Below are 13318 nucleotides of genomic sequence, written 5' to 3'. Positions count from 1 at the left end.
TAAAATATGCGTGTTAGTACGAATGCAATGTATCAAAAAAATTTAAATAGTATTTTAAATACCAATAATAAATGGCAAAAATCAGGATTACATTTAGCAACCGGTAAAAAAATCTTATCGCCGTCGGATGATCCAATGGGCTCATCACAAGCGTTAATATTAAAACAGGCCCAATCGAGAAATAACCAGTTTCAAGCTGCGCGTGAAAGTGCTAATAACTCGTTAAGTCGCCAAGATACCGTACTAAAAGAAGCCAATACCGTTATCCAATCAATTCAAGAAACTTTAGTTTATGCAGGTAATGAAACGCTAAATGACGAAAACAGACTTGATTTAGCCAACAAACTACAGGGATTAAAAGATCAACTCATTTCGTTAGCCAATGCCAAAGATACAAATGGAAACTATCTCTTTGCGGGTAATAAAAATGACACACCTCCTTTTATTGTCGATAAAAATGGAATTGTTAATTATGTTGGTGGCTCAACAACCATCAATATATTTATTGATGAAACGCGTGAAGTATCATTGAGTTTTACGGGCGAACAAATTTTTATGACCGGTGCCAATAGCGCTGCTGAAAGTGATGTGTTTGCCAGTCTTGATTATGCAATTGATGCATTACAAATTGGTTTAGACGACAATGATCCTGATTCGATTGCGCAATTTAGAAAAGGGTTATCCAAAGCCAGCCAAGGGGTTGATAACTCGTTTGAAAACATATCCACAGTGAGATCATCGGGCGGTAATGTACTCGCAGAAGTCGAAAGATTAACTGCTCTTGGTAAGACATTGGACATCGATTTTGAAACGCAAATTAGTCAAATTGAAGACGTTGATTGGTATGAGGCAATTTCAGATTATGTGATGTTACAAGCAAATTTACAAGCAGCACAATATACATTTATGAATATGCAAAGCATGTCGTTATTTCAAATGAAATAACTGATCACCACTAAACTTTACTTATACAAAACCTTCATACCTTATATTTTAAATATACATCCTAAAAAATAGGAGGCAAAAGCCTCCTAATCATCACTTTCTTTAAACTTAAAACAGTTTATTAAATACTATTTAAAGGCAATTTGACTGAAACCAGACATGGATTTTTGTGATGTATTTTTAGCTATTGTCTCAATACGATTGATAATTTGAATCAATTTTTCACTATAATTAGGATCGGTTGCATAATTAGCATCTTGTAATGCTTTGGCCGCTGTTCTTGCATCGGGTGCATTGACTACAGCACGATAACGTGGATTTTTAGTGAGTAAATTAAGGTAATCGGTGATCGCATGTTGTTTACTGTTATACACTCTAAAATCATCTTGAATTTTAACTTTATTATTATTGAGAAATTCTTGCGTCGTTAACCGAGTAGAATTGTCTCTCCATGATGAAGATGCTTTTATACCAAAATAGTTATAACTTGGCTGATTATCAGTTGTTTTTATCTGTTTTTTACCCCAACCTGTTTCTAATGCGGCTTGAGCAATAATAACCTCATAAGGAATACCTGAAACTTTGGCAGCCTGTTTAGCGGGTTCAAACCATTCAACCACAAATTGTGTAATAGGATCTTCATCAAGACGATTAAGTGATGTTGATAGTGACAATTTATTAACATTTTTTTGGGTTATTTCATGAGTTTTATGTTGCTGGTAGAGCATTTGACCTAATGCGGCTGGAGATAAATTAGAAGAATTATTACTGAATAAAGATTGTGCCAATTGCATATTAGCTTGTTGATGATTAGCTTGAGATTGTGCATTAATGCTAACCGTAGAACGAGACTGATTAATTAATTGTTTAGCAATAATATCGGCAAGTCCAAGCCCTTTTCCTGCTGTTTGTTGTGCAATTTGCTGATCAAACATTGAGGTAAATAACTGCATGGCAGATTGATTAAATAACCCACCATTAGGAACGGCTTTTCGCATTGATTGCATCATCATATTCACAAACAATGTTTCAAACTGATCGGCAACTTGTTTGATGCTTTCCCTTGATCCACTAACGGCATTGCGTCTTAATTGGCTAATGTTTGAAAAATCATAAGCAAAACGGTTAATAGACTGATTAATTTGATTCTTCATATTAATAATTCTGCTTTAAATCGTTTCCAATGAGGCATGTAAACAACCTGCGGTTTTTAATGCTTCAAGTATCGACATTAACTCTGTGGGATTTGCCCCTAATAAATTAAGTGAATGAATAACTCGGTTTAAGTCAGTTCCTGAAGTCAAATTATGTAATGCGCCACCATCTTGCTCGATGCTAACATCATTATCAGGAACAACTACGGTGTTGCCTCCCGCTAATGGTGTATTAGGTTGATTAACTTTTAATTTGTTATTGACTACAACCGACAAGTTACCATGAGCAACGGCACAATTGTCTAATTTAACTTTTTGATTCATCACCACAACACCAGTACGTGTATTTATTACCACTTTAGCTGAAATAGGTGTATGACCAATTTCAAGATTTTGTATGCGTGACAATAACTTTACTCGCGCCTGATTATCCTTAGGCATTGTTACAGTAATGGTTGTACCATCCATCGCAACAGCTATATTTTTTTGTAACTTATTAATTGCCTCAGATATTTTTAAGGCACGGGTAAAATCAAATTGGTTAAGATGTAGATGAATCGTATCTTCTTCATCTAAACGAGTAGCAAGCTCTCGTTCGATTGTTGCACCATTAGGAATGGTCGCTCCAGCAGTTTGATTAACACTGACACTTGAACCCTTGCTGCTTGCCCCCATTCCACCAACAAACAAATTACCTTGTGCAATAGCATATACTTGATTATCCGTGCCTTTTAGTGGAGTCATAATTAATGTTCCGCCACGCAAACTTTTCGCATTCCCAAGAGAGGAAACCACCACATCAATTTGTTGTCCAACTCGTGCATAAGAAGGTAATTTGGCGGTTACCATTACGGCTGCTACATTTTTCAATTGCATGTTACTGCCTGATGGCACCGTTATCCCTAATTGCGATAACATATTTGTGATACTTTGGATAGTAAAAGGTGTTTGTGAAGTTTGATCGCCTGTGCCATCAAGTCCAACCACAATACCATAACCCACTAAAGCATTTTCTCTTACCCCTTGAATGGTAACAAGATCACGAATGGGTTTTGCATAACAAACAGGAACAACCAACAATGTCATAACAAGTAAATTGATAAAAATGCGTAAATTATTTAGCATAATGATACTCATTAAAATGGTGAAAAATTTAAAAATAGGCGCTGTAACCAGCCCATAGTTTGTGCTTCATCAATGTAGCCGTTACCGACATACTCAATACGGGCATCAGCAACTTGCGTTGAAATAACAGTATTATTACCACTAATGGTTCTTGGATTTACTACACCCGAAAATCTTATGAATTCTGTACCTTGATTAATGGCAATCTGTTTTTCACCAATAACTTTCAAATTGCCATTAATCATGACATTTTGCACAGTGACGGTGATGGTGCCACTAAAGGTATTTTTAGCATTCGCACCGCCTGATCCCTTAAAATCATTACTACCTGAGATATCCGTATCGGCTTTACCTCGGCCAACCAGTCCATCTAAAAAGTGAGGAACGGTTTTTACCCCTACATTTAAAGCCCCATTACGACCGGCATTAATTGATGAGCTTTTGCTTGCACTAACGTTTTCTTGTAAGACAATTGTTAAAACATCACCAATGTTGCGCGGCCTACGATCTTCAAACATGGGTTGATAGCCAAAACTGCTCGGTTGGGCTGCCTGATAGATTGAACCACTGGTATTGACAATATCAGGCATTCTCGGCACGATACTTGTTTGCCCTTCAACCAAGGCTTTTTTAGGCAACTGAGCACAACTAAAAAGAAAAAGTGCTATGAGAATATAAAGATATTTCACTATATTTATCATGCTATTAGATTTATAATTGGTTTAAACGTTGTAGCATTTGATCCGATGCAGAAATGGCTTTACTGTTAATTTCGTAAGCACGTTGTACTTGAATCATATTAACCAACTCTTCGGCAACATTAACGTTAGACGTTTCAGTATAACCTTGATAGAGCAATCCTGCTCCATTTAGTCCAGGAGTATTTTCAGTTGGTGCACCTGAGCTTTCGGTTTCTAAATACAAGTTTTCACCCATACTTTCTAGTCCTGTATCGTTAATAAACGTATGTAAGGTTAATTGCCCAACTTGGACTTGTGTTGATTGATTGGCTAAGGTCACATTGACCACACCATCACGTGCAACGGTCATTTTGATGGCATTAGATGGAATATTAATGGTTGGCTGAATTTCATAACCAGCAGCTGTAACCAATTGTCCATTTTGATTGACTTGAAACGCACCATTACGCGTATACGCTTGTGTACCATCGGGTAATAAAACTTGGAAAAAACCTTGTCCATTAATTGCCACATCACTGCTATTATCCGTTGCTTCCAAATTTCCCTGGCTATGAATACGTTCGGTCGCAACTGGACGAACACCTGTACCAATTTGCAACCCGGATGGTAATGTTGTTTGCTCAGATGATTGTGCCCCTGGTTGGCGAACCGTTTGATAAAGCAGATCTTCAAATACCGCTCTCTGTCTTTTAAAACCACTGGTACTAACATTGGCTAAATTATTAGAGATAATATCCATATTCATTTGTTGAGCAGTTAATCCTGTCTTAGCAATCCATAATGATTTAATCATGCTATTCCCTCCTAAGTAAGTGATAAAATTTGATTCGCTTTTTGAGCATTTTCATCAGCAGTAGTGATTTCTTTCATTTGCATTTCAAATTGACGAGCATGAGAGATTAAATCCACCATAGCGGTAACAGGATTCACATTACTGCCTTCTAATACCCCTGACATTAACTGAGCTTTTGGATTATCAGGCATTACCGCACCACGTTCATTTAATGTTGTCTGTGTTAAATGAAAAAAACCATCATCGCCACGTACCATTTCTTGTGGCAAAAGATGGACTTTTTTTATTTTACCGACTTGGGCTATAGTGGTCGGTTTATCTCCTGCGCCTAAAGCAGAAAGGGTACCATCTCGACTAATACTTACTTGAGATTGTTGTGGTACAGTTAAAACACCATTATCCCCCATTAATGGATGGCCTTGGATATAAAGTCCACCGTTTTCATCAATCTCAATTGCACCATTACGGGTATAAGCCTCACTTCCATCTGCTAACTGTACTGCTAGCCAATCGTCTTGAGATAGTGCGACATCTAAATTTCGACCAGTATAATTAAATGCTCCCATTGTTGAATCGTAAGTAGGTGTTGTTGCAACAACCATCGTTCGTGTTGGCATATCATTGCCTACTATTGGCACAGCTTTCATTGCTGTTAATTGAGCTCGAAATCCCACCGTTGATACATTTGCCAGATTATGTGAAGTAACCGCCTGCTGATTAAGCGTTTGGCTTGCGCCCGACATTGCAGTATAAATAACCCGATCCATAAATAATCCTTAAACTAACGCAAATTAACCAATGTATTGAGTATTTGGTCTTGAGTTTTAATGGTTTGTGAATTCGATTGATAATTACGCTGAGCGACAATCATATTGACCAACTCTTGACTCATATCAACATTAGAAGCCTCTACCGCACCACTGGCTAGTGAACCAAACGTCCCACTGTTGGCGGTACCCAACACTTCTGATCCAGAATTAAGCGTTGATCGCCAATTATTATTGCCCGCTGATTCTAATCCATTAACATTGGCAAAATCTGCCATGGCAATTTGACCTAATAACATGGTTTGTTGATTAGAATAAACACCGAAAATTGTACCGTCATCATTAATACTATAGCCAACTAGATCACCAGCGGCATAACCATCAATAATAGGGGTTTTAATGCTACCGACTTCTTTACCCATATTTTGTTGGGTACTGCTTGCAAGTGATAATGTAAAGCTGTTATCTGCCGAACCATTTAGACCATTAATATTGATCGTCATTTCTGGATCACTAATTAATTTACCGGATGAATCAAATTCCATTTTCCCTAAGGTCTGAAGCGTTGCGTTAGGATCGCTGCTATCAAGATAATGAACATCCCATTGGTTATCTGCTGTTTTAACATAAAAAAGCTGAACATTACGTTGATTACCTAAGGAATCATAAGTGGTGATGGTGGTTGAATAATTAAATGTGTCAGCATCTGTTGCACTGATCGGTTGTTTTTCAGGAACTTTACTGTTTGAATTTAAATTTGTTTGCAAAGAGGCCTTACTGGTTGCTGAAGCATTTAACATCTCTTGCGAAATTTTTAATGGGCCAGGCGCAGATCCCTGTTGGATTTGTGGTGGCGTACCTGTCGCTAAATAGCCCGTTAATTGTAATCCATCGGCAGAGATAATATTACGCTCAGCATCTAATTGGAACTGACCATTACGGGTATAATAGATTTGCCCACTGCTATCCACTAACCGAAAAAATCCATTACCAGAAATAGCAACATCCAAACTATTATTGGTAGAGGTTGTCGTGCCATCATTAAAATTTTGCATAACAGATGCAACTTTAACCCCCATTCCAACTTTTGAACCGGCATAGATATCAGCAAATGAGATACTAGCACTTTTGAAGCCAACTGTTGCAGAATTGGCAATATTATTACCAATAACATCTAATTGTTTTGAAGCGGCATTCATACCACTAATTGCTTGAGAAAACCCCATATGAACTTATTCCCCTTTAAAGAATTTGACGCACTTCGTCAATACTAATTGAACCCAGTATCCCTAAATCTAGTAATACTTTATTGTTAACTTTGCTATTAATTACTCCGTACACCACGGAATAAGATAATGGTGTTGCAGATACTTTTTGTCCATCGTAGCTGGCATTAACTGAAAACGTATAGCTACCATCAGGCGCAAGTGTTCCATCATTAAGTTCACCATCCCAAGTAAAAGAACTGACCCCAGCAGGAATCGAACCGAGATCAACCTCACGCACAACATTGCCGTTTTCATCTTTTATGGTAACAACCACTGAATCAGCATCACGCATAAGTTCAAAGCCAAATGGTGTGGTAATGGTCTCTTTTTCTGTTTCTGAGCCTTCGACTTCCGATGTGGCAACCAAAATTTTATTACCTGGAACCATGACACCTTTACCAATCATATTACTTGCATTCACTGACATACTGTCGTCAATCTGACCAGAAACCATACCTAATGTCGTATTAAGTCGTTCAATACCTGCTAACGTATTAATCTGAGCAAGTTGTGAAGTCAACTGACTGTTGTCCATGGGATTGGTGGGATCTTGATTCTTCATTTGGGCGATAAGTAATGTTAAAAAATTATCTTGTAATTCCTGACTAGAATTACCATCAGATGTCCCTTTTCTGACTGGACTCGTCATATTTGATGTTTCTGACACTGCTACATTCGAAATACCCATGAATTACATCCTTCTATTGCCCTAAGGTAAGGGTTTTAAGCATTAAACTTTTTGCTGTATTGATGACTTCTACATTTGCTTGATAACTACGAGATGCTGATATGGTATTGACCATCTCTGCCACTACATCAACATTTGGTTTTTGAATGTAACCTTTTTCGTCTGCTAAAGGATGATTCGGGTCATAGATTAAATTCATTGGCGCTGGATCTTCAATCACTTGTGACACCTTTACGCCTGCTACGCTATTTTGGTAACCATTATCATCAAATTGGAAAATAACTTGTTTAGCTCGATAAGCTTGACCTGTTGTGCTGGTAATACTTTCAGCATTGGCTAAATTACTGGCACTGATATTCATACGTTGGGTCTGTGCCATTAGTGCTGAACCGGAAATGGCAAAAATAGAAAAACTCATGACAATTATCCTTGCTGTAATACTGACATCACATTTTTAAATTGTTCACCTAAAAAAGTAAGATTACTTTGATAGTGAATAGTGTTATCCATAAACGCTGTACGCTCTTGATCCATCTCTACAGTGTTACCATCTGCTGAAGCTTGATAAGGTATTCGATACAATAGATTTTGATTTGTCATCATTGGCATTGACATTGGAATATGACCATTAGAAGTAATATGAAGTGCAATATTATTTGCATTACCTTCATTTTTTATGGCTTTAGTTAACTCTGCTTTAAAATCAATATCTCGAGCTTGATAATTAGGTGTATCACTATTAGCAATATTGGCGGCTAGAATATTTTGCCGCATTTCACGCACATTGAGTGCCTGACTGTGAAAATTAACCCAGTTATCCAATTTATCAAACATAAAATCACCCTAATTTTTTTTGATAGAAAGGATTTTAAGTGAAGCTAAAAAAAATCATCGTACAAATAACGGTTAAAATTGTCCTTATTTCAACATTCAGACTTTCTGAGCATAAAGTAAAATTTACATCATAAATAATATAGAAAAAATAAGCATGATTAGAATAGTGAAATTAATAATTGGTATGTTTATCTTATTTAGCTGCCATATCGTCTTAGCTAACTCTCTTAGCAAACAGATTAACGATCTCATTACTCAGCAATTTAGCCATAATCCTGAAGCTGTAACGATTAGTTATACCAATGATATGCCTAAATTGAATTGCGACAACCCCACCTTATCTTTACTTAATACCAAAAAACCGTGGGGCAATATGACCATCAGTGTACAGTGTGATAATAAAAAAAGGTTTATGCACATTTATGTTGCAGTTAGCGGACATTACCTTATCGCCAAACAACCAATCATGGCTGGCTCAGTTATCACAGAAGATTTGATAGATTTAAAATTTGGATGGTTAGATAAGCTCCCCTCCTCAGTTATTTTAAATAAATCCGATGCCCTTAATCATATTGCTACACGTAATATCAATCAGAGTGAAACCATAAAAAAAGCAATGCTACAAAAAAATTGGCAGGTTAAAGCTGGTCAAATCGTTAAAGTCATTATTGATGGCGAAAGTTATCAAATAACCACAAATGGTAAATCACTCAATAATGCCACATTAGATGAGAAAATTAGTGTTAAACTTAATTCAGGTAATGTTATTGATGGAGTATTAACAAATCAAGGTGTAATCATTTTCAACAAATAAAATTAATGATTTTTCTATTTTTGCCGATAATGGAACTAAACAAATTATACAAATCGTAAATATGATCAAAGGTACCTTATGAGTATTGATGCAACAAAATCTATTACCGCCATTTCAGGACTTATGAGTCGTGATGTAATTTCTGAGCAACAGAAAAATCAGACAGCGGTAATACCAGCCCAAAATGATACCAAGGTAAGTGCTAATGTAAACCTATCACAAAATTCAGTAACACTATTACGCACAATCGACAATGATATTAACGTAAAAAAAGTTGATAAAATAAAACAAGCCATTGCCGATGGTTCATTAGTGATTGATTCACGAAAAATTGCTAAAGAACTGATTCAGCAAATGTTACAAAACATTGAAAGCTAATGAACATTTAAGGAATATAAACATGTTAGAATTAGAGGATATTTTAAACAACATCACAGAAATGTTACAAACTCTCTCAGAAATTCTGCAAACAGAGCAACAAATACTGATTGATAATAAGTTAATCAATCAATTAGCTGATATTATTGATAAAAAAAGTCAGTTACTTATTCAATTAAAATTATTGGATGAAAAACGAGTTAAGTTGAGTCAACAACTAGCAATACAACCCCCTTATAATGAAAATCCAGCCGTGGCGGCTCACTGGCAATCAATTACCGATACTACCAAATTATTGGCAAAGATTAATCACGATAATGGTTTGATTATTCAAAATCGCATGAACATGACAGAACAGTCAATCAATTATCTTAAAAATTTAAATAATCCAGCAGTTTATACAAATAATGGCTATCAGCAAACTGAAGTTATTTCATCCAAACGGGCGAAAGTGTAAAATAAAAACAAACAAACTATTGATATTAAAATCCGTTAAACGAGATAAATACCCCATAAATCATCGCCTTTTCAAAGCAATAATTCTCAAATAATAAGTTCATACTGTTATCATTAAAAAATGCATTTAACAGTATAATTTTATTCCCACCATGGCTAATGAGAGTGATCTAGATAAAAGCGAACAACCCACGGATAGCAAAATAAAAAAAGCTAAGGAAAAGGGGCAGATACCACGATCTCGAGAATTAACATCCTTGTTTATTCTATTAATAGGTATTTCACTACTTTTAATAATAGGACCTTATACAGTTAATCAACTGATCACTATTATAAAAATGGCGATCAAAGTATCACACTCACCAAAAGATGATACATTAATTACTTTACATTTAGTTAATTTGATCACAGCAGGTATTTGGTCTATTGTGCCAATTGTTATAGGATTGGTAATTACTGCCATGTTTGCTCCACTTGGTGTTGGGGGATTACTCTTTAGCCTGCAATCAATCAAACCAAAATTTTCAAAACTCAACCCTATAGCTGGGTTTGGTCGACTATTTAGCATTAGAATTTTTTCGGAACTGCTTAAAAGCATACTTAAAGTTACCCTGATTTCAACCACGGTAGCTCTATTTTTATTACACTATTTTCCCAATATACTTTCCTTACCCAATATGTATTTAAATAACGCATTAACAAATGCAATAGAATTAGTCATTATTTGTGGAATTTTAAGTGTGTTATCTTTAATACCAATGGTTGGTTTTGATATTTTTTATCAAATTTGGAGTAATTTGAAAAAATTGAAAATGTCCAAACAAGAAATTAAAGATGAGTTTAAAGAACAAGAAGGTGATCCACAAATAAAAGGTCGTATTCGCCAAATGCAACAAGCAATGGCCCGACGTCGAATGATGAAAGATGTGACTAAAGCCAATGTTATTGTAACTAACCCAACCCATTACGCTGTTGCTTTACAATATGATGATAAAACCATGGCTGCTCCAAAATTATTAGCCAAAGGTACGGATAACATTGCGCTGCGTATTAAAGAAATAGCAAGCGAACATAATATACCCTTATTAGAGGCACCACCTTTAGCTCGTGCTTTATATCACCATGGTGAAATTGGTGAAACGATTCCAACCGAGCTTTATACCGCTGTGGCACAAATTTTAGCTTGGGTATATCAATTAAAACATTGGTATAAATATGGCGGTGATAAGCCAATAGCACCGAATAATTTACCCGTACCTGAATCGCTATCCGAATATAAATAACCGTAATTACTAATTTTATGATTAAATCAAAGCTACAGACATTATTGTCATTGAATACCTTAAAAAATGGTCAATATCAAATTTTAGCGGGACCAATACTCATATTATTGATTCTGTCGATGATGGTATTACCTTTGCCAGCTTTTATCTTAGATCTATTTTTTACTTTTAATATTGCCTTATCCATTATTATATTAATTGTCGCTTTATTCACTAAAAGAGTGCTTGATTTTGCAGCATTTCCAACGGTTTTATTATTTGCAACTTTATTGCGCTTATCGCTCAATGTTGCCTCTACAAGGGTAGTATTATTAAAAGGTCATACCGGCAGTGATGCGGCAGGGCGGGTTATTGAAGCGTTCGGGCACTTTTTAGTTGGTGGAAATTTTGCTATTGGTATCGTTGTATTTGTTATTCTGGTCATCATTAACTTCATGGTGATTACCAAAGGAGCTGGACGAATTGCTGAAGTGGGGGCTCGTTTTGCATTAGATGGCATGCCAGGTAAACAAATGGCAATTGATGCTGATCTTAATGCGGGGTTAATTGGTGAAGATGAAGCTAAAGCACGAAGAGCAGAAGTGACCCAAGAAGCCGATTTTTACGGTTCAATGGACGGTGCCAGTAAATTTGTTCGCGGTGATGCTATTGCTGGGTTGCTCATTATGGCAATTACCATTATCGGTGGCTTATTAGTTGGTGTTATGCAACATGGTATGACGTTTGCTGATGCAAGCCACACTTATGTATTACTGACAATTGGTGATGGTTTAGTTGCGCAAATACCATCATTAATTATTTCAACTGCAGCAGGTGTTATTGTTACTCGAGTGAACTCGCAAGATAGTATCAGTGAACAAATGCTTAACCAGTTATTCAATAGCCCTAAAGTATTGATTTTGACAGCGGTTGTAATTGGCTTACTTGGACTGATTCCAGGCATGCCCAATATTGTATTTTTAATGTTCACCGGTTTTTTAACCGTGCTGGCATGGTGGCTAAACAAACATAAAAATGCTGAGCCACAAAATACCACAAAAACCACAGAAGCACCGGCAACGACGCCAGCAAGTTTAGAAGCCACTTGGTCGGATGTAAATATTGAAGATATTTTAGCCATGGAAGTCGGATACGGACTTATCCCTATGGTGGATCAAACACAAAACGGCGAATTATTGGGTAAAATTCGTAGTTTACGTAAAAAATTTGCTCAAACGTTAGGCTTTTTACCTCCTCAAGTGCATATTCGCGATAATCTTTCATTAGCGCCTTATCAATATAAAATCTTTATTAAAGGTGGTGAAATTGGAAAAGGTGAAATTGTTAATAATAAATGGTTAGCCATTAATCCAGGTAATGTAACTGAAACCATTAAAGGCACACCTACTACTGAACCTGCTTTTGGATTGCCGGCTATTTGGATAGATAAAAACGATAAAGAAAATGCGCAGATATTAGGTTATACCGTTGTTGATACTAGCACCATGATTGCAACGCACTTTAATCACCTGTTACAACAATTTGCCAGTGATTTACTTGGTCGGTTAGAAACTCAAGAACTGCTCGATCGAATTAAGCAAGAAGTACCAAAACTTGTTGAAGACTTTATTCCAGGAGTCATAACATTAACAACGTTTCATAAAATATTGCAAAATTTGATTGCTGAAAAAGTTTCAATTCGTGATATGCGCACCATTATAGAAACCATTTGTGAACATGCACCAACTCAGAATGATGCTTATCAATTACTTAGTATGGTTAGAATTGCATTAGGGCGCGTAATCACTCAACAATGGTTTTCTGATAGTGAGCAAATCAATGTGATCTGCTTAAATGTCAATTTAGAGCGTTTGTTACTGCAAACACTGCAAAATACCAGTAACTTTGAGCCGGGTTTAGCTGAACATATCATTCAACAACTACAACAAGCTCTTCATCAGCAAGAAGCAATCGGTGCTCCACCGGTTTTATTGGTTAATCACTCGTTACGAGCCATGCTTGCTCAATTTTTAAGACCTAATTTTCCTCAATTAGCGGTATTGTCAAATTTAGAAATTCCGAATAATCGAGAGATCAAAGTCACATGTCAAATTGGCAGTGAAACCTAATAAA

Annotated in this window: 15 protein-coding genes; 6 read left to right on the top strand and 9 right to left on the bottom strand. The window is 36.2% G+C overall.

The window, feature by feature from the left end; translation table 11 throughout:
* Positions 1-6 precede the first annotated feature (6 nt).
* Positions 7-945 carry a flagellar hook-associated protein FlgL gene (gene flgL, locus J4T76_RS05690; RefSeq protein WP_267341986.1) on the top strand — a complete coding sequence of 313 codons (939 nt, stop codon included), beginning with the start codon at positions 7-9 and terminating at the stop codon, positions 943-945.
* Positions 946-1073: 128 nt separating this feature from the next.
* Here the strand turns inward: flgL and flgJ are convergent, their stop codons facing one another.
* The 9 genes from flgJ to flgB are packed head-to-tail and all read right to left on the bottom strand — an operon-like array spanning position 1074 to position 8275.
* Positions 1074-2099: a flagellar assembly peptidoglycan hydrolase FlgJ gene (gene flgJ / locus J4T76_RS05685; RefSeq protein WP_267341985.1), complete on the bottom strand. Its 1026-nt coding sequence runs from the start codon at positions 2097-2099 to the stop codon at positions 1074-1076.
* Positions 2100-2114: 15 nt separating this feature from the next.
* Entirely contained in the window at positions 2115-3224 is a 1110-nt protein-coding gene (locus tag J4T76_RS05680; protein ID WP_267341983.1) for a flagellar basal body P-ring protein FlgI, read from the bottom strand.
* An 11-nt stretch (positions 3225-3235) separates the two neighbouring features.
* Entirely contained in the window at positions 3236-3913 is a 678-nt protein-coding gene (locus J4T76_RS05675; RefSeq protein ID WP_267341981.1) for a flagellar basal body L-ring protein FlgH, read from the bottom strand.
* A 22-nt stretch (positions 3914-3935) separates the two neighbouring features.
* Positions 3936-4718 carry a flagellar basal-body rod protein FlgG gene (gene flgG / locus J4T76_RS05670; protein ID WP_039126475.1) on the bottom strand — a complete coding sequence of 261 codons (783 nt, stop codon included), beginning with the start codon at positions 4716-4718 and terminating at the stop codon, positions 3936-3938.
* 11 nt (positions 4719-4729) lie between these two features.
* A complete protein-coding gene (locus J4T76_RS05665) occupies positions 4730-5485 on the bottom strand; it encodes a flagellar basal body rod protein FlgF (protein ID WP_267356228.1) in 756 nt (251 codons plus the stop codon).
* Between the two features lie 14 nt (positions 5486-5499).
* Complete coding sequence (gene flgE, locus J4T76_RS05660) at positions 5500-6711, bottom strand: flagellar hook protein FlgE (protein ID WP_267341976.1); 1212 nt, start codon at positions 6709-6711, stop codon at positions 5500-5502.
* 16 nt (positions 6712-6727) lie between these two features.
* Entirely contained in the window at positions 6728-7441 is a 714-nt protein-coding gene (gene flgD / locus J4T76_RS05655) for a flagellar hook assembly protein FlgD (protein ID WP_267356226.1), read from the bottom strand.
* A 13-nt stretch (positions 7442-7454) separates the two neighbouring features.
* Entirely contained in the window at positions 7455-7859 is a 405-nt protein-coding gene (gene flgC, locus J4T76_RS05650) for a flagellar basal body rod protein FlgC (protein ID WP_267356224.1), read from the bottom strand.
* A gap of 5 nt (positions 7860-7864) precedes the next feature.
* Entirely contained in the window at positions 7865-8275 is a 411-nt protein-coding gene (gene flgB / locus J4T76_RS05645; RefSeq protein ID WP_267341973.1) for a flagellar basal body rod protein FlgB, read from the bottom strand.
* Positions 8276-8441: 166 nt separating this feature from the next.
* Between flgB and flgA the strand changes: the two genes are divergently transcribed.
* The 5 genes from flgA to flhA all read left to right on the top strand — a co-directional run bounded on the left by flgA (position 8442) and on the right by flhA (position 13314).
* On the top strand, positions 8442-9089 hold the full coding sequence (gene flgA, locus J4T76_RS05640; RefSeq protein WP_267341972.1) for a flagellar basal body P-ring formation chaperone FlgA: 648 nt from the start codon (positions 8442-8444) through the stop codon (positions 9087-9089).
* Between the two features lie 78 nt (positions 9090-9167).
* Positions 9168-9467, top strand: a complete 300-nt coding sequence (gene flgM, locus J4T76_RS05635; protein ID WP_267341971.1) for a flagellar biosynthesis anti-sigma factor FlgM — start codon at positions 9168-9170, stop codon at positions 9465-9467.
* Positions 9468-9489: 22 nt separating this feature from the next.
* Entirely contained in the window at positions 9490-9924 is a 435-nt protein-coding gene (locus J4T76_RS05630; RefSeq protein ID WP_267346299.1) for a flagella synthesis protein FlgN, read from the top strand.
* A 151-nt stretch (positions 9925-10075) separates the two neighbouring features.
* Positions 10076-11206 carry a flagellar biosynthesis protein FlhB gene (gene flhB / locus J4T76_RS05625; RefSeq protein WP_267341969.1) on the top strand — a complete coding sequence of 377 codons (1131 nt, stop codon included), beginning with the start codon at positions 10076-10078 and terminating at the stop codon, positions 11204-11206.
* Positions 11207-11223: 17 nt separating this feature from the next.
* A complete protein-coding gene (gene flhA, locus J4T76_RS05620) occupies positions 11224-13314 on the top strand; it encodes a flagellar biosynthesis protein FlhA (RefSeq protein ID WP_267341968.1) in 2091 nt (696 codons plus the stop codon).
* Positions 13315-13318 lie beyond the last annotated feature (4 nt).

The sequence above is a fragment of the Gilliamella sp. B3022 genome, from assembly GCF_028751545.1.
Lineage (GTDB): Bacteria > Pseudomonadota > Gammaproteobacteria > Enterobacterales > Orbaceae > Gilliamella.
This window is presented reverse-complemented; position numbering and strand designations above follow the sequence as displayed.